The sequence below is a fragment of the Bifidobacterium saimiriisciurei genome, assembly GCF_010667655.1.
Taxonomy (GTDB): Bacteria; Actinomycetota; Actinomycetes; order Actinomycetales; family Bifidobacteriaceae; genus Galliscardovia; species Galliscardovia saimiriisciurei.
Genome location: NZ_WHZU01000014.1, coordinates 1 through 20,557, shown reverse-complemented (window position 1 = coordinate 20,557; position 20,557 = coordinate 1). Strand labels below are relative to the sequence as shown.

Annotated in this window: 12 protein-coding genes and 1 tRNA gene; 12 read left to right on the top strand and 1 reads right to left on the bottom strand. The window is 66.0% G+C overall.

Annotated features, from left to right (window positions below; all coding sequences use genetic code 11):
• Positions 1-32: 32 nt before the first annotated feature.
• From topA to GFD18_RS08490, 9 genes are all read left to right on the top strand, one after another.
• Positions 33-3,140 (top strand): type I DNA topoisomerase, encoded by a 3,108-nt coding sequence (topA, locus tag GFD18_RS08530; RefSeq protein ID WP_163200574.1) that lies wholly within the window; start codon positions 33-35, stop codon positions 3,138-3,140.
• Between the two features lie 297 nt (positions 3,141-3,437).
• A complete protein-coding gene (gene tmk / locus GFD18_RS08525) occupies positions 3,438-4,124 on the top strand; it encodes a dTMP kinase (protein WP_163200575.1) in 687 nt (228 codons plus the stop codon).
• Positions 4,121-5,290 carry a DNA polymerase III subunit delta' gene (locus GFD18_RS08520; RefSeq protein WP_163200576.1) on the top strand — a complete coding sequence of 390 codons (1,170 nt, stop codon included), beginning with the start codon at positions 4,121-4,123 and terminating at the stop codon, positions 5,288-5,290. Before tmk ends, GFD18_RS08520 begins: the two co-directional genes overlap by 4 nt.
• 14 nt (positions 5,291-5,304) lie before the next feature.
• Entirely contained in the window at positions 5,305-6,987 is a 1,683-nt protein-coding gene (ptsP, locus tag GFD18_RS08515) for a phosphoenolpyruvate--protein phosphotransferase (protein WP_163200607.1), read from the top strand.
• A 121-nt stretch (positions 6,988-7,108) separates the two neighbouring features.
• A complete protein-coding gene (locus GFD18_RS08510) occupies positions 7,109-9,919 on the top strand; it encodes a family 78 glycoside hydrolase catalytic domain (RefSeq protein ID WP_163200577.1) in 2,811 nt (936 codons plus the stop codon).
• Positions 9,920-9,973: 54 nt separating this feature from the next.
• Positions 9,974-11,149, top strand: a complete 1,176-nt coding sequence (locus GFD18_RS08505; protein WP_163200578.1) for a LacI family DNA-binding transcriptional regulator — start codon at positions 9,974-9,976, stop codon at positions 11,147-11,149.
• Positions 11,150-11,349: 200 nt separating this feature from the next.
• On the top strand, positions 11,350-11,910 hold the full coding sequence (locus GFD18_RS08500; protein ID WP_163200579.1) for a YbhB/YbcL family Raf kinase inhibitor-like protein: 561 nt from the start codon (positions 11,350-11,352) through the stop codon (positions 11,908-11,910).
• A 53-nt stretch (positions 11,911-11,963) separates the two neighbouring features.
• Complete coding sequence (locus GFD18_RS08495) at positions 11,964-13,559, top strand: C69 family dipeptidase (protein ID WP_163200580.1); 1,596 nt, start codon at positions 11,964-11,966, stop codon at positions 13,557-13,559.
• A gap of 170 nt (positions 13,560-13,729) precedes the next feature.
• Positions 13,730-15,253: a formate--tetrahydrofolate ligase gene (locus GFD18_RS08490; protein WP_163200581.1), complete on the top strand. Its 1,524-nt coding sequence runs from the start codon at positions 13,730-13,732 to the stop codon at positions 15,251-15,253.
• A 401-nt stretch (positions 15,254-15,654) separates the two neighbouring features.
• Here the strand turns inward: GFD18_RS08490 and GFD18_RS08485 are convergent, their stop codons facing one another.
• Complete coding sequence (locus GFD18_RS08485; RefSeq protein ID WP_404801624.1) at positions 15,655-17,160, bottom strand: C1 family peptidase; 1,506 nt, start codon at positions 17,158-17,160, stop codon at positions 15,655-15,657.
• 777 nt (positions 17,161-17,937) lie between these two features.
• Between GFD18_RS08485 and GFD18_RS08480 the strand changes: the two genes are divergently transcribed.
• The 3 genes from GFD18_RS08480 to GFD18_RS08470 all read left to right on the top strand — a co-directional run bounded on the left by GFD18_RS08480 (position 17,938) and on the right by GFD18_RS08470 (position 20,512).
• A tRNA-Lys gene (locus tag GFD18_RS08480) sits at positions 17,938-18,011 on the top strand.
• A gap of 169 nt (positions 18,012-18,180) precedes the next feature.
• Positions 18,181-19,179, top strand: a complete 999-nt coding sequence (locus tag GFD18_RS08475) for an NAD(P)H-dependent glycerol-3-phosphate dehydrogenase (protein WP_163200582.1) — start codon at positions 18,181-18,183, stop codon at positions 19,177-19,179.
• A gap of 196 nt (positions 19,180-19,375) precedes the next feature.
• Complete coding sequence (locus GFD18_RS08470) at positions 19,376-20,512, top strand: D-alanine--D-alanine ligase family protein (RefSeq protein WP_163200583.1); 1,137 nt, start codon at positions 19,376-19,378, stop codon at positions 20,510-20,512.
• Positions 20,513-20,557: the final 45 nt, after the last annotated feature.

The following is a 20,557-nucleotide window of genomic DNA, read 5'->3' as shown; positions in this document are numbered from 1 at the left end:
GGCTTACAGGCTGAACAACGAAGGAGAGGCCCATGACTACCGGTACCAAGCTCGTCATCGTCGAGTCGCCCACCAAGGCGAAGAAGATCGGCGGCTACTTGGGCAAGGGCTATGAGGTCATGGCCTCGGTCGGTCACATCCGCGACCTCGCCCAGCCTTCGCAGGTGCCGCCGAGCCGCAAGGAGAAGTTCGGCAAGTTCGGCGTCGACGTGAACGACGGATTCGAGCCGTACTACATCGTCAACGACAACAAGAAGTCGACCGTCGCCGAGCTCAAGTCCGCGTTGAAGGGCGCCGACGAACTCTACCTCGCAACCGATGAGGATCGCGAGGGCGAGGCCATCGCGTGGCATCTCGTGCAGACGCTCAAGCCGAAGGTGCCGGTCAAGCGCATGGTCTTCCACGAGATCACGCCCGAGGCCATCAAGAAATCGCTGACCGCCACGCGCGATGTGGACGACAACATGGTCGATGCGCAGGAGACCCGACGCGTGCTCGACCGACTCTACGGCTACGAGCTTTCCCCCGTGCTGTGGCGCAAGGTCGGGCCGGGCCTTTCCGCCGGCCGCGTGCAGTCCGTCGCAACGCGACTGATCGTCGAGCGCGAGCGCGAACGCATGGCGTTCGTGCGCACCGCGTACTGGGATGTCATCGCGACGCTGGTCGCCACGAACGGTGCGGCGGCCGGCGATGTCGACGCCGGCTTCGACGCCCGCCTCGTGGCATTGGGCGGCAGCCGTCTCGCCGGTTCCAAGGACTTCGGCGCCGATGGCCATCTGACCGCGACGGCGGCCAAGGAGTCGCCGGTCGTCATGGACGAGACGCTGGCCAACGAGGTGGCCGCCGCCGTGCGCGAGCAGCCATTCACGGTGCGTTCGCTCGAGACGAAGCCGTATCGTCGTCGTCCCCAGCCGCCGTTCACCACGTCCACGCTGCAGCAGACCGCCGGCAACAGGCTCGGCATGAGCTCGCGCGCCACGATGCGTGCGGCGCAGGGCCTGTATGAGAACGGCTACATCACGTATATGCGAACCGATTCCGTCACGCTGTCGCAGGAGGCCATCGCCGCCGCCCGCAGCGCCGTCGGTTCGATCTACGGCAAGGAATACCTTTCCGACAGCCCGAAGCAGTATGTGACCAAGACGGCCGGCGCGCAGGAGGCGCACGAATGCATCCGCCCCGCCGGTTCCACGTTCCGTTCGCCCGATGAGCTGGCTGCCCGCGTACCTCCGGATCAGCTGCGACTCTACACGCTGATCTGGCAGCGCACGTTGGCCTCGCAGATGGCCGACGCCACCGGTTCGACCGCCACCGTGCGGCTCGGCGCCGAGGCGGGCGCGCACGGCGAGGCGCTGTTCCAGGCGTCCGGCACGGTCATCGAATTCCCCGGATTCCTGCGCGTGTTCGGCAAGGGCAACGGCGGGTCCGACGCCGCCAAAAAGAACGACAAGAAGGCCGACCGTACCGAGAACGCCTCGCTGCCGCCGATGAGGGTCGGCGACCGACTGGCCGCCACCGAGGTCGAACCCGCCGGTCACGAGACCCAGCCGCCGGCCCGATACACCGAGGCCACGCTCGTCAAGACGCTGGAAGCCAAGGAGATCGGACGCCCGTCGACGTACGCGAGCATCATCTCCACGATCATCGACCGCGGATACGTGTACGAGAAGGGCCGTGCGCTGATTCCGTCATGGCTGGCGTTCTCCGTCATCAAGCTTCTGGAGACGAACTTCCCCCAGTATGTGGACTACCAGTTCACCGCGCAGATGGAGAACGGCCTCGACCAGATCGCCCGCGGCAAGGAGACCGGCAAGGACTGGCTGACGCACTTCTACTTCGGCACCGGCTCGGGCACGGTCGGCTCCGCCGAAGAGGCGCACAAGGGCCTGCAGCAGCAGGTCGCGCAGCTCGGCGACATCGACGCGCGCGAGATCAACACCATCGACATCGGCGACGGGCTGCATGTGCGCGTGGGCCGTTACGGCCCGTACCTCGAGGACACGAGGAACCTCGACGCCGAAGGCAACCCGAAGCATGCCTCCCTGCCCGATACGCTGGCGCCCGACGAGCTGACGCCCGAGGTGGGCCATGAGCTCATCGCCACGAACTCCGGCGGGCCGCGCGTGCTCGGCACCGACCCGAAGACCGGCGGTACCGTGGAGCTGCGCAAGGGCCGGTTCGGCCCGTACGTGGCGCTCATCACGCCGGAGCAGCAGGCGCAGGCCGAGGCCGAACGCGCCGCCGCCAAGGCCGCCGAGGAGGAGGCCGCGAAGGAGGGCAAGGCCGCGCCGAAGAAGCGTCCGTCCCGCCGCAAGGGCGCCGACGCCGCATCCAAGCCGAAGATGGCGTCGCTGTTCAAGACCATGAACCCCGACGCGCTTTCGCTCGATGACGCGTTGAAGCTGCTGTCGCTGCCGCGCGAGGTCGGCACGCTGCCGCAGACCGACGCCGAGACCGGCGAGGTCACGCAGGCCGTGGTGCTGGCCAACAACGGCCGCTACGGCCCGTACCTGACCAAGACCGGAGCCGACGGCAAGTCCGAGACGCGTTCGCTCGGCTCGGAGGACGAGATCTTCACCGTCGACATCGCCAAGGCCAAGGAGCTGTTCGACCAGCCCAAGTACGGTCGCGGCCGTGGCCGCGGCGCCGCCAAGCCGCCGCTGCGCGAACTCGGCAACGATCCGGAGACCGGCAAGCCCGTGACCATCAAGGACGGCCGTTTCGGCGCCTACATCACCGACGGCGAGACCAACCGCACGCTGCCGAGGCAGTATTCGCCCGAGTCCATCGACCCGGCCGACGCATTCCGCCTGCTCGCCGAGAAGCGTGCCGCGGGGCCGTCCACGCGCGGTCGCGGCCGTGGGCGCGGTGGTGCGAAGGGCAAGGCGGGCGCCAAGTCGTCCGCCAAGGCCACGCCGAAGGTCAGCGCCGTGGAGGCGAAGCGCGCCGAACGCCGTGCCGAGGTGAAGAAGTACGCCAGCAAGGGATGGGCCAATACGCGCATCGCCGAGAAGATCGGCTCCACCGCATCCACGGTGAAGTCGGACATCGAATGGCTCGTTGCGAACGAAGGCTACGAACGTCCCGCCGTCGTCGCCAAGGCCCCTTCCGCCGCCAAGAAGAAGTCCAGGGCCAAGTAGCGTCGGTGTTCAACGCCATTCCTGGTGGATTCGGACGCGATTGCGCCCGTTTTGCGTCGTAGGCCTTGGAAAATGGCGTGATGATGATGGATTGGACTGCAAAATCGTCAAAATGTCAGCCAATCCATCGTCGATTCGTCAATTGGGAATCAGAAACGTTGCAATTCCGCGGTTCTTGATTTCGTCATCGACGTTCGGTGATGGACGACGGTGCCAAATCGTGGATTTTGTGTCGTCGTCCATTGCGATGGCGGGATGACGGCCGGAAAAATCGCGGTGCGTCGATACGGTAGGGGCATGGTTGGATTGTTTATTTCGTTTGAGGGCGTCGACGGCGTCGGCAAGACCACGCAGGTGGAACGACTGAGACAGTATCTCGAATCGCGCGGCCGCACGGTGCTGGTCACGCGCGAGCCCGGCGGCACACCGCTCGGGCTGGCGCTGCGTCGTCTGCTGCTTGAGGGCGTGACCGAGTCGAATGCCAACTCCGATGGCGATGCCAATACCACGGCGAACGCCGCGCCCACCGACATCGCGCCGCGCGCCGAAGCGCTCATCTTCGCGGCCGACCGCGCACAGCACGTGGCCGAAACCATCCGTCCGGCCCTCCAGCGAGACGAGGTCGTCATCACCGACCGGTATCTCGATTCGTCATTGGCATACCAGGCCGGCGGCCGCGAACTTACGGCCAGGGAGATTCGCGACCTGAGCCTGTGGGCCACGAACAACCTGCTGCCCGTGCGCACGTATCTGCTCGACATGGATCCTGCGGAATCACACGCCCGACTCCAGCACGACGAGGACCGTATGGAATCGGCCGGCGACGACTTCCAGAACCGTACGCGCCGCGCTTTCCTCGACCTGGCCGAGGCCGAGCCGGAACGGTTCCGCGTGATCGACGCCGCCCAGCCCATCGAAACCGTATGGACGAAGATCCGCGTCGACATCGACGACCTGCTCGGCTACGGGGAGGATTCACGATGAGCGTGTGGGATGCCATCGTCGGGCAGAAGCCGACCGTCGAACTGCTCTCCCGCATCGCGAACGACCCCGCCGACGTGGCCCAGTCGTGGCTGATCTGCGGCCCGGCCGGTTCGGGCCGGTCGAACATGGCGCGCGCCTTCGCCGCCGCGCTCGAATGCCCGAACCACGGCTGCGGCGAATGCGCGACCTGCCGCCACGTGCTCGCGAACACGCATCCCGACGTCACCGTGCTCGCCACCGACAAGGTGACCATCGGCATCGACGCCGTACGAGGACTCATCGAGACCTCCGAACAGATGCCGGCCACCGCTCCGTGGCGAATCATCATCATCGAAGACGTGGACCGTATGCTCGAACGCACCACGAACGTGCTGCTCAAGGAAATCGAGGAACCGGCCGAGCACACGATATGGCTGCTGTGCGCGCCGAGCGCGCAGGACGTGCTGCCCACCATCCGCTCGCGCACGCGAGTGGTCAACCTCGCCGTGCCGTCGACGAAGGCCGTCGCCGCGTTCCTGATGGACACGGTGAACCCGTCGTTGCCCGAGGACCGACGCTTCACCGAACACGTGGCGTCCCGTGCCGCCCGGCTCGCGGAAGGCCACATCGGCATCGCGAAACTGTATGCCACCAACGAGCGTGTGATGACCGACCGCGACACGCTCGTCGTCGGCGTGCTGAACCTCGCCAAGGCGTCCGACGCCGTGCTGCTCGCCGACCATCTCATCTCCGACGCCAATGCGCAGGCCGCCGAGGAGATCGAAGGCCAGGTCGCCCGTGCGCAGGCCGACTTCCGCCGCGTCAACGGGCTGGGGGAGAAGGACCGCATTCCTCCGAAGATCCGAGGCGCATACAACGCCCTCGGCAAGAAGGAGGACGTCAAGCGCCGGACCACGCGCCGCAGCCGCGACGTGCTCGACCGCGCATTGAACTCCATCGCCAGCGTGTACCGCGACGTGGCCGTATTGCAGAACAACGCCGAGGACGCGGTCGGGTTGATAAACAAGGAGAACCGTACGGCGATCGCGAACCTCGCCTCGCGGCTGACGCGCGAGGCCGCGATCGGACGATTGGAATCCATCGCCGTCGCCCGCCGTCGTCTGGCCGGCAACGGCAATCCGCTGCTGGTGTTCGAGGCGTTGTTCTGCGCGCTGATCGCGGCGTGATTCCCGTGACCACGATGAATCCTCGAGAGATTACCGGCGTCGGCATCGGCCGCGGCGTTGCGGTCGGCCCCGTCATCCGTATGGCCGCCGCGCCGCCGGAGCCGCCGGATGACCAGCGTTCCGCAAGCGTGCCCGCCGAGGCCGAGATCAAACGTGCCGCCGACGCACTGGCCGCAGTGAACGCCGACCTGCGCAGGCGCGCCGAGGAGGCCGCCGGCGGCGACAAGGACGGCAGGAAGGTCGCGCCGATCCTGCAGGCCATCGCCATGTTCGCCTCCGACCCGTCGCTGGCGCAGAACATCACCAACCTCATCACCGGTGGCAAGACCGCCGAACGCGCCGTATTCGAAGGCTTCGCCGCCGTCGAGGCCGTGTTCGCCGCACTTGGCGGCTACCAGGCCGAACGCGCCGCCGACCTGCATGACGTCGGCCAGCGCGTCATCGCCGGCCTCAGGGGCGTGCCCGCGCCCGGCGTGCCCTACAGCGAGACCCCGTTCGTGCTCGTGGCCGAGGACCTGTCGCCTGTGGATATCGCCGCGCTCGACCTGAGCAAGACGCTCGCCATCGTCACCTCGCAGGGCGGCCCCACCTCGCACACCGCCATCCTGGCCCGCGCCCGCGGCATCGTGGCCGTCGTCTCCGCAGCCGGTGCCGACGATCTGACGGATGGCGAGATTGTAATCGTCAACGCCGCCGAAGGCGCCGTCACCACCAGGCCCACGGCTGCCGTCAAGGATATGGTCGCGCAGATCGCCGCCGCCGAACGCGCCAAGACCAAGGCCGCCAAGGCCAAGGAGCTGCGCGGCAAGCCCGGCGTCTTCAAGGACGGTGCCCATATTCCGCTGCTCGCCAACGTGGGCAGCCCGGCCGACGCCGATTCCGCGCTCGAATACGGCGCCGAAGGCGTGGGCCTGCTCCGCACCGAATTCCTGTTCCTCGGCAACGCCGAACCGCCGAGCGTGGAGGAGCAGACCGAAGCCTACGCCGCGCTGCTCGACCGCTTCCCCGGCAAGAAGGTCGTGGCCCGGCTGCTCGACGCCGGCGCAGACAAGCCGCTGCCGTTCCTCACCCCGGAGGACGAGCCGAACCCTGCGCTCGGTCTGCGTGGCCTGCGCACCCTGCGCGTGCACAGGGACGTCGTCGAAGGCCAGCTCAAGGCGCTCGCCGCCGCCGACGCCAGGACCGACGCCGACCTGTGGGTCATGGCCCCGATGGTCGCCGACGAGCGTGAGGCCGCCTACTTCGTCAAGCTCGGCAAAAGCTTCGGCCTGAAGAAGGTGGGCGTGATGGCCGAGGTGCCGTCCATCGCCCTCATGGCCGACAAGGTGGCGCAGGTGGCCGACTTCGTCTCCATCGGTACCAACGACCTGACCCAGTACACGCTCGCCGCCGACCGTACGCTCGGCTCGGTCGCCAACTATCAGACCGCATGGCATCCTGCCGTGCTGCGCGCCATCAGGCTCATCGCCGACGCCGGCAACACGTACGGCATGCCGGTCGGCGTGTGCGGCGAGGCTGCCGCCGACCCCGACCTGGCCGTGGTGCTCGCCGGCCTCGGCGTGGGCTCGCTGTCGATGACCCCCGTCGCCCTCGACGACGTCCGCGCCGAACTCGCCGAATGGACGCTGGCCGACGCCCGCGAGAAGGCCGCCAAGGCCCTCGACGGCGACTTCTACCACTCCACTTGGGAAAACTGAGCGTGCCATATGGCAAAAACGGCAAAAACGGCAAACGGTGTGCAAAACCCGCAGCCGCTTGTGCGGCTCTCTATCATCATTGGCAAATCCGCAAACAATGATGTTGAGAAAAGAGCACACCGTGAACTCCAACGAATCCAACGCCGCCGAGCTTGACGCGGCTTCCGGCGCCGCCGAACTGGCGGGCGTTCCCGCACACATCCGCATCAACGACCGTATCGAGCCGGTCGACCTGGCGCCTGAATCCACGGTCGCCGTCCGCTGGTGGTTCGACGCCGCCGGTTCCGCCGCCAAGGCCGCCGACTGGACGTCATACCAGATCATCGTCACCGACCATCCGCTCTCCGGCAACACGGTATGGGACTCCGGCCGCTGCGACTACGACGGCGACGCCGACATCACGCTCGAAGGGCTCGCCATGCCCGCCTCCACGCGCTACTGGCTGGCCGTGCGCGTCTGGGACGGCGAAGACCACGTTTCCGCATGGTCTCGTCCGGCGACGTTCGGCACCGGTGCCGGCGAACACTGGCAGGCCAAGCCCATCTGGGTGCCCGCCGACGCCGCGGCTCCCGGCCAAATCGACGAATCCGCCGAATTCAATCTGCCCGAGGAAGACGACGTCGCCACCGACGACTCGTTCTTCGTCGGCGACAAGAAGGCCGCCGACGAGCACAACTCCCGAGGATGGGCGTTCCTGCGCGGCGCAATCGATCTGCCCGACAAGCCCGTCGTCTGGGCCACGCTCAACGTGACCGCCTCCAGCACGCGCGCCGCCCGACAGTTCGTCTACAGAATCTGGGTCAACGGCACGTTCGTCGGCTACGGCCCGACCTTCCCCATAGGCGACGAGGCCCGCTACGACGGCTACGACGTGACCGGCCTCCTCAACGCCGGCGACTCCAACGCCATCGGCGCGCTCGCCTACACCGTCGAGGACCAGCGGTTCATCGCCCAGCTCGACGTATGCTTCGCCGACGGCGAGACCGCCCGCTACGGCACCGGCCCCGACTGGCGCACCCTGCCCGGCACCACCATCTACCCCGACTCCGCCTCCGTCGGCACCCAGTATTTCGAAGCCCCGGCCGAGAACGTGCAGGCGGCGAACTACCCGTTCGGCTTCGCGGCGGCCGGCTTCGACGACGCCGACTGGACGCCCGCCGCCGTCCGCGGCGACTTCGAAAAACTGCTGCCCACGCCCACCGACAAGCCGACCGTGCAGTACCACGCCCCGGCATCATCCCGTCTGACCGACGACGGTCATCTCATCCTCGACTTCGGCCGCACATGGGAAGGCGGCGTACGCATCACGCGCGCCGCCGGCCACGGGCCCGCCGACCTCAAGATTCGCTACGGCGAGGTCCTGAACCCCGACGGCTCCGTCAAGTGGCATCTCAGCGCGTTCAACAACTACGAGGACACATGGCATCTCGGCGACGGCGGCACGCCGACGACCATGGAGACATGGGGACTGCGCGTATTCCGCTACGTGGAAGTCATCCCGTCCGTCGATTCGGCCGAGGCGCTGCGTCATCTCGCGGCAGGCGTCGGCGTCGACGGCGCCGAAGGCGACGCCACTGCCGCCGACAGCATCGAGGCCGCCGCGCTCGTCTACCCGTTCGACCGTTCCGCCGCATCGTTCACGTCATCGAACGCCACGTTGGAAACCGTCTGGAACTTCTGCCGCAACACCATGGAATCGACCAACGGCAACATCTACGCCGATTCGTGGACGCGCGAACGCGCGCCCTACGAAGGCGACGCATGGCTCCAGCAGCACGCCCACCTCGCCGTCGACGACGCCCCCGCGCTCGCCGAATATTCCGTCGACTGGCTGATCGCCAACCGCACCTGGCCCACCGAATGGCCGCTGTACCTCATCCTCGCCGCCCACGACGCATGGATGCGCACCGGTTCGATCCGCCAGATCGCCGGCCATTACGACGATCTCGTCACGCTGCTGCCGACCAGGCATCTTGACGAGGACTCGGGTCTGATCGTCAAGGATCCGGGCGAATCCAGCCACACCGACGGCGACCTCATCGACTGGCCGCCCGTGGAACGCGACGGATTCCGGTTCGGCCGCGTGAATACGGTGATCAACGCGCTGTCGTCGCAGACCTTCGCCGACATGGCCGATATCGCCGCCGCGCTCGGCCGAAACGACGACGCCGAACGATTCGCGCACATCGCGCACCGTATGCGCGCCGCCATGCACGAACGCCTCTATGACGCCGAAGCCGGCGCCTACGTGGACGGCCTGACGGATGGCGCCTCGGGAGAACGCATCGACCACCATTCCCTGCATGCCTCGGCATTCGCGCTCGCGTTCGCCGAGCTGCCCGAATCGCAGCGCGAACCGGTCGGCGCGTTCCTGCGTGGCAAGGGCATGGCATGCAGCGTCTACGCCGCCAGCGTGTATCTCGCCGGCCTGTACGCCGCGGGATTCGGCGCCGATGCCACTGCGCTGATCGCCGCCCACGACGGCCTGCGCACATGGATGAACATGATCGACAAGGGCGCCGGCGCCACCATGGAGGCCTGGGACGTGGAGAACAAGCCGAACACCACGTACTCGCACCCGTGGGCCGCCTCGCCCGCATACCTGCTGCCCGAGGGCCTGCTCGGCATCAGGCCGACCGCCCCCGGCTACGCCGAGTTCGAAGTGCGGCCGCAGCTGGGCGAGCCCGGTGAACGCGGTGCCGTGGATTCGGCCGCCGCGACCGTGCCCACCGTGCGCGGGCCCATCGCCGTGCGCGCCGAACGCGTGGCCGGCGAGGCCTCGGCCGCGAACCCCAGCGCCGGCGCCGTCCGCGTAATCGTCGACGTGCCCGACCACGCCGAGGCCACGGTGCTGACCCCGCAGGGCGCGGTCGCCGCCGAGCATCTCGCCGCCGGCCGCCACGAGATCCTGCTGCCGCCCGCTAAGATGTGAGGTGATTCAGGCAGCGCGGCGGCACGGCGGATGACGCCGGGGGGAGGAGACGGCATGGTCGGTATGGTCGATGACGATACGGATGCCGCGTCTGCCTCCCCGCAGCCCGCCGGCCGATCTGTCGCTCAATCCGCGAGGGCCGCTTCCCCGTCCACGCAGTCCGTGCGTCTGGTGGATGTGGCCGCCGAAGCCGGCGTCTCGCCTTCCACGGTGTCGCGCGCGTTCAAGAATCCCGACCGGGTGAATCCCGCCACCGTGGCGCAGATTCGGCAGGCCGCCGATCGGCTCGGCTACGTGTACCGTCCGTATCGCAAGCGTCCGATGAGGAGCTCGGGCATCATCAGCCTCGTGGTCAAGGACGCGGCCGAATCGTCGGCCCTGCTGCGTGGCGCACAGAACGAGGCGTACGCCTCCGGCCTCGCCATCAGCGTCATCGAATCGAATCGCGGCAGCCAATGGGAGGTCTCGTTCGTCGAGGAGATCGCCGAAACATCGAGGGGCGTTCTCATCGCCTCCGACCGCATGGACGCCGACCGCATAGCCCATCTCGCCCGCCGCGTGCCCATGGTGGTGCTCAACCGGCCGTCGGAGGCGGTCTCCAGCATCGTGCCGAACGTCGCCGCCGGCACCCGTCAGGCGCTGTCGTTATTGGCGTCGAATCGTCATACCGACGTGGCGTATGTTTCCGGTCCGGATTCATGGGCGGATCGTTCGCGTCTGCACGCCGTTCGTTCCATCGGCCGGTCCATGGGACTGACGGTGCATCGCATCGGGCCGGTGGAATCGTCGGCGCAGGGCGGCGAACAGGCCGCCCGCGCATTGGCCGCGCACGGGCGTGAGACCGGCGGCCCGACCGCCGTCATCGCCTACAACGATGCGATGGCAGCCGGAATGATGGCGTGGTTCTCACAGAACGGCGTCCGTGTTCCCGACGACATATCGGTCATCGCGTTCGACGATTCGCCGATATCCGCAGTGGTTCGTCCACAATTGACGACCATCGCGATTCCGCGTGCGCAGATCGGCGCGGTCGGCGTCCGCGCCCTGCTGCGCATGAGCGAAACGGGACTGTATGCGCTGGATTCCTTCGGCGACGCCGACATGGCGGCGCTGCGTCTGCCGGACGGCTGCGCGCCGGCCGGCGACGGCGACGTCATCGCGTTGCCCACGTCGCTGCTCGTCCGCGAAAGCGTCGGTCCGGCCTCCGACACGACGTCGGCCGAACGATAGGTCGCCCGGTTCCCCTCATGCATGAGGGGAACCGTCGGCACAGCCGGCCGAGAGGAGTTGTCACTCCGGCGACTTCCCCTCGGACTGCCTATGACGGCTGGTTTCCTTGTAAGGAAGGGGACGGGGCATGCCATGGGCATGACGGAATCGTCGGCCGGTTGTTCGCGTTGGGGCAACATCTTGTGGTCTATGCTTGGTTTATGAAGATTTCCGCCGATTTCACCATGATTCCCGATGTGTTCGCCAAGCAGGCCGGGCCCGAATACCAGGCCGCCGGCGTTCCCGTCGTCTCCTTCCCGTTCTACGTCGATGACGTCGCCCCCGAGGCCCAGTACCTGCATTGGACGTTCACCGACCCCGACTCCATCCCCGTCTGCGGATTCGAGTGGATTCACTGGACGGTCGCGAACCTGCCGATCGCCGCGCTGATGTACGACTTCAACGACTCCCACGCGCTGCAGATTCCGCCGGACTTCTCCCGTCAGATGGTCGCCATGATTCCCGAGGCGTTGCAGGGCCGCACCTCGCAGGCGTCGCCGTTCGTCGGCGGCACCGACCCGGCCGCGACCATGCGATACAACGGACCGCAGCCGCCGGACAAGGACCACGACTACTATCTGCACGTCTACGCCACGAAGAAGCCGTTGGCCGGGCTGAACGGCGGATTCTGGATGAACGAGCTCGTCCACGCGCTGCGCGACGCCAACGCCGCCGGCGACGTTCCGGATCAGGACGCCATCTTCCTCACCGGCAAGGCCTGATTCCGTTTACCATCGTCATCAATATCATCAATCAAAGGAGCAACACCACAGTCATGTCGTGCACCACGATTCTGGTCGGCAAGAACGCCAGCTACGACGGTTCCACCATCATCGCCCGCAATGAGGATTCGCAGCAGGGCGAGTTCACGTCGAAGAAGTTCGTCGTCATCAAGCCCGAGGAACAGCCGCGCAAGTACCGTTCCGTCATCAGCCACGTCGAGATCGACCTGCCCGACGACCCGATGCAGTACACGTCGGTGCCCGACGCCGTCAACAAGCAGGGCATCTGGGGCGAGGCCGGCGTCAACGAGGCCAACGTGGCCATGAGCGCCACCGAAACCCTCACCACCAACGAACGTGTGCTCGGCGCCGACCCGCTCGTCGAGCTCGTGCCCGCACGCGGCGTCGAGGGCGAGGACGGCTACGAACCGGAGATCCCCGGTGGCATCGGCGAGGAGGACCTGCTCACCATCGTGCTGCCGTACATCCGCTCCGCGCGTGAAGGCGTCGAACGCCTCGGCGCGCTGCTCGAGGAATACGGCACGTACGAGATGAACGGCATCGCATTCTCCGACGTCAACGAGATCTGGTGGCTCGAAACCGTCGGCGGCCATCATTGGATCGCCAAGCGCGTGCCCGACGACGCCTACGTGACCATGCCCAACCAGCTGGGCATCGACGAGTTCGACCTCGACGACGCGCTCGGCGACCAGGAGGAGCACATGTGCTCCGCCGACCTGGGCGAATTCATCGAAGCGAACCATCTCGACCTCGCCGTCGAACCGGTCTCGCCGTTCAATCCGCGCGACGCGTTCGGCTCGCACTCCGACCGCGACCACGTGTACAACACGCCGCGCGCCTGGTACATGCAGCGCTTCCTCAACCCGTACGACGAGGTGTGGGACGGCCCCGACGCCGCCCACCGCCCCGACAGCGACGACATCCCGTGGGCGCGCCAGCCGGAACGCAAGATCACCATCGAGGACGTGAAATACGTGCTCAGCTCGCACTACCAGGGCACCCCGTACGACCCGTATGGCACGCTCGGCGACGAGCACACTCGCGGCAGCCTGCGCCCCATCGGCATCAACCGACAGAGCCAGCTCGCCGTCATGCAGATCCGCCCGTACCGTCCCGAATCCTGCCGTTCCATCCAGTGGATGGCCTACGGTTCCAACGCGTTCAACACGCTCGTGCCGTTCTATGCGAATGTCGACGTCACGCCCGCCTATCTCGCCGATACGACCGACCACGTCGACTCCGACAACTTCTACTGGGCGAACCGGCTCATCGCAGCGCTCGCCGACGCGAACTTCGCGGCCACGTCGACCGCGGTCTCGCGCTACCAGGAGAAGACCGGCGGACTCGGCCACCGTATGCTGGCCGCCGCCGACGAGCAGGTGGCCCGTCTCGACGAGAACCCGGTCGATCTGGACGACCTGGCCGACGAGGAGGAGGCCGTGGACGACGTGCGCGACGCCGACGCCATCATCGCCGCCGTGCGCAACCCCGAGGTGCGCGAGGTGCTGGCCGCCGCCAACCAGACCATGGCCGACCAGCTCAAGGCCGAGACCGACGCGCTGCTCTCCAGCGTGCTGTACACCGCCAGCATGAACATGCGCAACGACTTCCACCTGTCCGACAACTAAAGATTCGCCCGTCGTGCCGGCACGCGGTACCGGCACACGGACGTGCAATTCTCGCGCACCAACCCGTGTTGTACGCTAGGAGCGTTGCGAATCGAGCGGCCCGAGCCGCGAACCGGCCGGCTCGGGCCGCGAACCGAACCGCATAACCTCGCCAATCCCAGAGGAGAGTCATGACCACTATCGATGATTTCACCAGCCAGTACGGCATCGTCAAGAAGATCGACGCCTTCGGCTATCTCGACTACCTGAAGAAGAACCCCGACGCCCCGCGCAAGCACGGCAAGGTCGTTCTCGTCACCGCCGACACCCCGCTCAAGGCGAGCCGCGGCGAAGGCAAGACCACCACCACCATCGCGCTCATCGACGCTCTGCGCCATCACGGCATCGACGCGACCGCCGTGCTGCGCCAGCCGAGCATGGGCATCACCGCGGCCGGTTCCAAGGGCGGCGCCTCCGGTGGCGGCAAGGCCTCCCTGACCCACCCCGAGATCATCGACTGGGGTCTGTGCGGCGAGATGGGCGCCATCGAGGCGGCCCAGAACCTGCTCGTCTCCTTCGCCGAGAAGGCCGTGGACGAAGGCAAGCTCGACACCGTGCTCGTGCCCCGCGTCTCCGAGGTGCCGAGCCGCTCCCTGCGTTCCATCGCCGTCGACTACGGCAAGAACAAGGGCAACGTGGCCGAGAAGATGGTGCTCACCCCGACCTGCGAGCTCATGCAGATCGTCGTGTTCTCCCGTTCCATGGACGAGATCGCCGAGCGCGTGGGCAAGATGATCGCCGGCACGATCGACGGCGAGCCGGTGACGTTCGCCGAGCTGACCGACATGTGGCGCATCACCAACATCCTCACCGACGCCGTCAAGCCGGCCCTGACCGAGACCGTGAACGGCTCCCCGGTGTACGTGCACGGCGGCCCGTTCGCCAACGTGTCCGTCGGCATCCCGACCCTCGTCTCCGTGGAGATGGCCTGCGCCCTGCATGACGTCGTGATCGTCGAGGCCGGCTACGGCGCCGACGCCGGCGCGCAGAAGTGGCTCGACATCGCCTCGCGCGAATACGGCGCCCAGTGGCCGTCCGCCGCGCTCGTCGTGACCCGCGCCACCACCTGGCGCGACGATCCCGACCGCCAGTGGCGCTACCCGTTCCACGTGAACCGTCTCGAGAAGCTCGGCATCCCGACCTTCCCGCTCGTCAACCTCTGGGAGGGCGAGGACGACCAGATTCCGGCCCTCAAGGAGACCGCCGCCGAGCTCGGCTTCCGCGCGCCGATCATCGGCAACCTGTTTCGTGACGGCGGCGACGGCCTGCTCGACCAGCTCGACGGCTTCATCACCGCGCTCAACGCCGTGGACGCGCCGTCCCAGCCGGCCAGCCACAAGGGCGAGGACGTCGTCGACACCGTGCGTTGGATCGCCGAGAACGCCTACGGCGTGCCCGCCGAGCGCGTGGTGTTCAAGCCCGGCTTCGAGGAGTCGCTGGCCAATGCCCGCGAGCTCGTCGCCAACCTCGGCCGCGACCTCAACGACTTCGCCGTGTGCGCCGTGAAGTCCCCGGCCACCATGACCGACGACGACGCCGCCCCCGCCGAGGAGCGCACGGTCACGCTGAAGAAGGTGGAGGTGCGCGCCGGCTCCGGCGTCGTGCAGGTGAACCTCACGAAGTCCCTCACCACCCCCATGCCCAAGATCGTGTGATACCGCGTGATGACTCTCCTCGTCTGAGGGGAGTCATCGGGCATTATCAACGGCACGGAACGTCGAAAACACGAGTTTTCACGTTCCGTGCCGTTTTTCTATGGCAGGGAACTCAAAAAGTGGGCGTCGTGTATCTTCCTGCCGATATCAACGCGGCTGTCATCATCAACATCGTTGATATTGCAATGATTTGAGAATCGTCGATACGGACTTTCGTGGTACGGAACGGCGATAGGGGAATTTCGTGCGTTCCATGCCACGATATTTTGGCACGGAACGCGTAATCCGATGCGGACCGTCGTTCCGTGCCAAGCTTCCCGTCACGGAACGACGATTCGTGCGAAATCACGATTCCGTGACGGGATTTTCCGGCGCGGCAGAAGCCGAGCGGGCCATATCGCCTACTCGCAGCGCGTCGCGCGCGAGATAGGCTCCCACGGCTGCACCATCACCGGCTCGGTGTCGAAGATGGCCTTCGTCTCGTCATCGAGCACGTCGTCGTGGATCGCCACCTCGTTCACGTAATCGTCGAACCAGGCGTCGGTCGCGGTGAAGTAGCCGTCGCGGCCCGCGTCCTTGCCCCAGCTGTTCTCGATCTTCCAACGGTTCGGCTTGCCGTTGGCGTCGAGGTTCACGCCGATCAGCGTCATCGCATGGTTCGACGGGCTGACGCCGTATTCCAGACGGTCGCCCTTGCCCATCGTGTATTCGATGCCGAACAGGTCCTCCACGCGCACGCTCGCCCGGTCGAACACGCCCTCGCCACGCAGCGCGAACTGGTCGCAGTCGCAGGCGAACCAGACGGGACGGCCGCCGCGCAACTGATCGATGATGGCCTTCTTGAACACGTCGAGCGTCACGTTCGCGAACTCGATCGGCTGGCCGCCGACCACGTTGCCCTCGTGGGCGAGGTGATACAGCCGGCCGAACGGCGTGCGCTTCATCGGCGCGTTCACCAGGCCGACGTACCGGTCGAGATCCTGCTTCACGTACTTGTCGTAGAACGCCTTGGGCGTGATGCCGTATTCGGCGATGACCCTGCCCTTCACGAAGCCGTCGTCGGGTTTCTTGGCGTCTTTCGCCGCGTCGGCGTCGGTTTCGCCGTCCTTCTCCTTCGCGGAACCATCGGCGCCATCGGTCTTGGCGGTTTCTCCCTTGGCGTTCTTCTTGTCGGCCTCGTCATCGTCCTTGCCACGCACGACCCAGTCGAACGACCGCGGCGGCTCGCCCAGCGAAACGGCCACGATGCGATACACGTCGTTCATCATCGCGCTCTTGCGGCCGCGCAGCTCCTCCGCGTCGGCGCCGTTCGCGTATGCGGTGCGCAGTTCGAGCGCGAACTCGCGCAGCTTCGCGTTGAGATACTGCGTCAGCGCGTCCGAATCGCGCGAATTCGCGTTCTCCGGGTACGCCGACTTCGGCACGAGGCCGTACTTGGCGGCCAGTGCGGCGAACATCGCCCACCATCCGCCGTCATCGGCCGGATAGTCGTTGATGGCCTGGAACAGTCGCGAATCGGTCGGCTCGTCCAACGTGGCCAGCACCTGCTCGAGGTAATGGTTCGACTTCTCCAGCTTGTCGTAGAAGAACAGATACGTCTCCGAGAACTCGAAGTCGTCAAGGCCCCAGCGACGAATCACGTCCTGACGCAGCACGTTCAGGCTGGCGAACATCCAGCAGCGGCCGGAATGACGCTGCGAGGTGATGGACCCCTGCTTGAGCTCGATGGAGAATTCGCGGGGCAGGGCACGCAGACCGCGGTAGTCGGTGGCCGCCTTGAGCACGCCGCTGCTGGTGGCCGCGCTCGCCGCCACGATGTTCGCGCGGTCGGCGTTGAACAGGGCGGAGTATTCGCCCAGCTGGTTCGCCGTCAGTGCGGCGTTCTGATTCATGGTCGTTTCGCTCATACGGATTTCCATACCCCGCCCCAATGACGAAAAGATTACGGCAGGGGAATATTGCGGGCGGGAAAGCGCGGCCGCAACCATTGCGGTGTCGGATGTGGAAAGGGACGGCGGATTCCGATGGGTTGAAGAGTCGGGGCGGTCGCGTCACGGAGCATCGTTCAGGGGGATACGTTATTTGCGTGACGATCTGTGATTGCATCCCATGGCGCGGAACGGCGTAGACGTGTGTTTCACCGTTCCCTGCCGCAGAAATGTGACAGGGAACGGATAAATCGTTCTTTTGGATGCTCCCTGCCATGATCCGCCGCCCGGTCGCAGACGAATCGTTGGAATCGCAACGATCTTGGTAATGAAAAGTCGGTTCATCCTGTCATGGAACGTCGCATACGGGAGATTGCACCTTCCGTGCCACGAAAATATGGCACGGAAGGCAATATGACGTCGGTCGTTTATTTCCGTGGCATGAGGTATGTCACGGAACGTTCGTATGGGGCGGAAATATGTTCCGTGCCACGAAATGACCTGGGGCGACGATGTGCGAGGATGTGGCAGGGGACGGTGTGACGATGTGCGAGGACGTGGCAGGGATGATGATGAGACAGTCCTCCGAAGCGTCTCCGTGGTTTTATGCTGTTTCGGTCGTCGGACTTGAATCGGCAGGCGAATCAAAACCGTTGAAAATACTTGCGACACGCCGTAAGCGACCGTTGGATTTGCGTATATCTCGTTTGTGAGTATAGTTATCTCTCGTTGCGGCGAACACCGCAGCAAGGAACTGCCCCTTTAGCTCAGTTGGTTAGAGCAGCGGACTCTTAATCCGCGTGTCCAGGGTTCGAATCCCTGAGGGGGCACAGACAAGACCTCATCTTCGGATGAGGTCTTTTTCGTTTTGCGGACGATTTTCAGATGACAACGCCCGCGTTTACTATGGTCTTTCGTATGCGACGACGATATGGTCGCGATTATGGCGTCGGCCCAACGAATGGGCGGGAACATACGGCGACTTGCGAAGGAGACACGATGACCAACGTAACGGTATTGGGTTCGGGAGCATGGGGCACCACGTTCGGACAGATTCTCGCCGACGCGGGCAACGACGTGACGATGTGGGCCATCGAGCCGGAGATTGTCGCCGACATCCGTGACAACCACCGCAACTCGTACCGTCTGCCGGTCGTCGAAAAGCTGCCCGACAACATGACCGCCACCGGCGACCGCGCCGAGGCCGTGGCGCACGCCGAAATCATCATCGTGGCCATCGCCGCCCAGTTCGCGCGCGTGGCGCTGGAGGAGTTCAAGGGCCTCATCCCGCATGACGCCATCGTGGTGTCGCTGATGAAGGGCATCGAACGCAACACCGGCAAGCGCATGGACGAGGTCGTGCGCGAGGCCCTCGGCCTGCCCGAGAACCGCTTCGCCGCCGTCTCCGGCCCGAACCTGAGCAAGGAGATCGCCAGGCGCGAGCCGAGCGCCACCGTGGTAGCCTCCGTGAACCCGTACGCCGCCGCCCGCGTGGCCCAGGCCTGCTCCACCTCGTACTTCCATCCGTTCACTTCCACCGACGTCATCGGCCTCGAACTGTGCGGCTCGCTGAAGAACGTGGTCGCGCTCGCCGTCGGCATGGCCCGCGGCGCCGGCTACGGAGAGAACACCGCCGCCATGATCGAGACGCGCGGCCTGGCCGAGCTCACCTCGCTGGGCAAGGCGTGCGGCGCCGACCCGAAGACGTTCTCCGGTCTGGCCGGCGTGGGCGACCTCATCGCCACCTGCGGCTCGCCGCTCTCCCGCAACTACACGTTCGGCTCGAACCTCGGCAAGGGCATGAGCGTGGAGGAGGCCACCAAGGCCAGCGATGGCGTGGCCGAAGGCGTGCCCACCACCGCCACCGTGGTCGCGCTCGGCGACAAGCTCGGCGTCCCCACGCCGCTCGCCGCCGCCATGACCCATGTGCTCGAGGACGGCATCTCCTGCGCGCAGATGCTCTCCGAACTGTTCGGCACCGAAATCACCAACGAGTAGGACCGAACCGTCTCCGAACCGCTTTCGTTATTTGGTATATCCGTTCATTACAGGCCGTTTTCTGCGGCCTTCATAATCGGATATACCAAATTTTATTTTTCAGACCGGCGGGGTAGTCTTGCTATCGATATTGATGAATATTGTGAATGGCGACGCCGCGAACGGCGGCCGTTGAACGACCGGAGGGTTGTGAATTATGAGTAAGAAGCGCATCGTGGTGTTGTATGGCGGCCGAGCCGACGAGCATCCGATCTCCTGCATTTCGGCGGCCAGCGTGCTCAACGCCATCGACACCGACCGCTTCGAGCCGATTCCCGTGGGCATCACCAAGGACGGCAAGTGGATCGTGAACGGCGAGGACCCGCGCGGCTGGAACCTCGACAGCGGCGTGCTGCCCGAGGTCACCATCACCGAAGGCGCGAAGATGGTCGTGCTCGACGTCGCCCTCGGCCAGAACGGTTTCTTCGCCCAGAGCGGCAACGAGCTCGAATCGCTCGGCCACGTCGACGCCGTGTTCCCCGTGCTGCACGGACCCTACGGCGAGGACGGCACCGTGCAGGGCCTCCTCGAGATGATGAACGTGCCGTACGTCGGCTGTGGCGTGCTCGCCTCCGCCGCCTGCATGGACAAGCACTACACCAAGGTGCTGCTCGCCTCCGCCGGCATCCCCGTGGCCCCCGGCATCACCATCGACGCCCGCGATTTCGACGCCGCGTCCGAATTCGCCGCCAACGGCCCCGCCCTGCTCGATCAGGTGAAGGCCGCCGGCCTTGAATACCCGCTGTTCGTCAAGCCTTCGCGTGCCGGCTCCAGCTTCGGCGTGACCAAGGTGGAGAACGCCGACGACGCCGATGAACTCGCCGCCGCCGTGTTCGAGGCCTCCAAGCACGACTGGCGCATCCTCATCGAACAGGGCATCAACGCCCGCGAGATCGAATGCGCCGTGCTGTGCCCGAAGGCCGGCGACAAGCCGCAGGTCAGCTGGCCCGGCGAGATCGTGCTCGACTCGCGCAGCACCGACGCCGACTCCTTCTACGACTTCGACAGCAAGTACATGGATTCCAGCGCCTCCCATGTGGAGGTGCCCGCCAACCTGCCCGACGAACTGCTGGCCAAGGTCCGCGAGACGGCCGCCAAGGCGTTTGTCGCCGTGGACGGCGCCGGCCTCAGCCGCGTCGACACGTTCGTGACTGCCGATGGCGAGGTGATGGTCAACGAGATCAACACCATGCCCGGCTTCACCTCCATCTCCATGTACCCCAAGGCGTGGGAGGCCACCGGCATCGCCTACTCCGACCTCATCACCACCCTCATCGAGGGCGTGCTGCGCTGACGTCGCTGCTCTACGGGCGAAACCGCCTGGAACACGGGCCGAAAT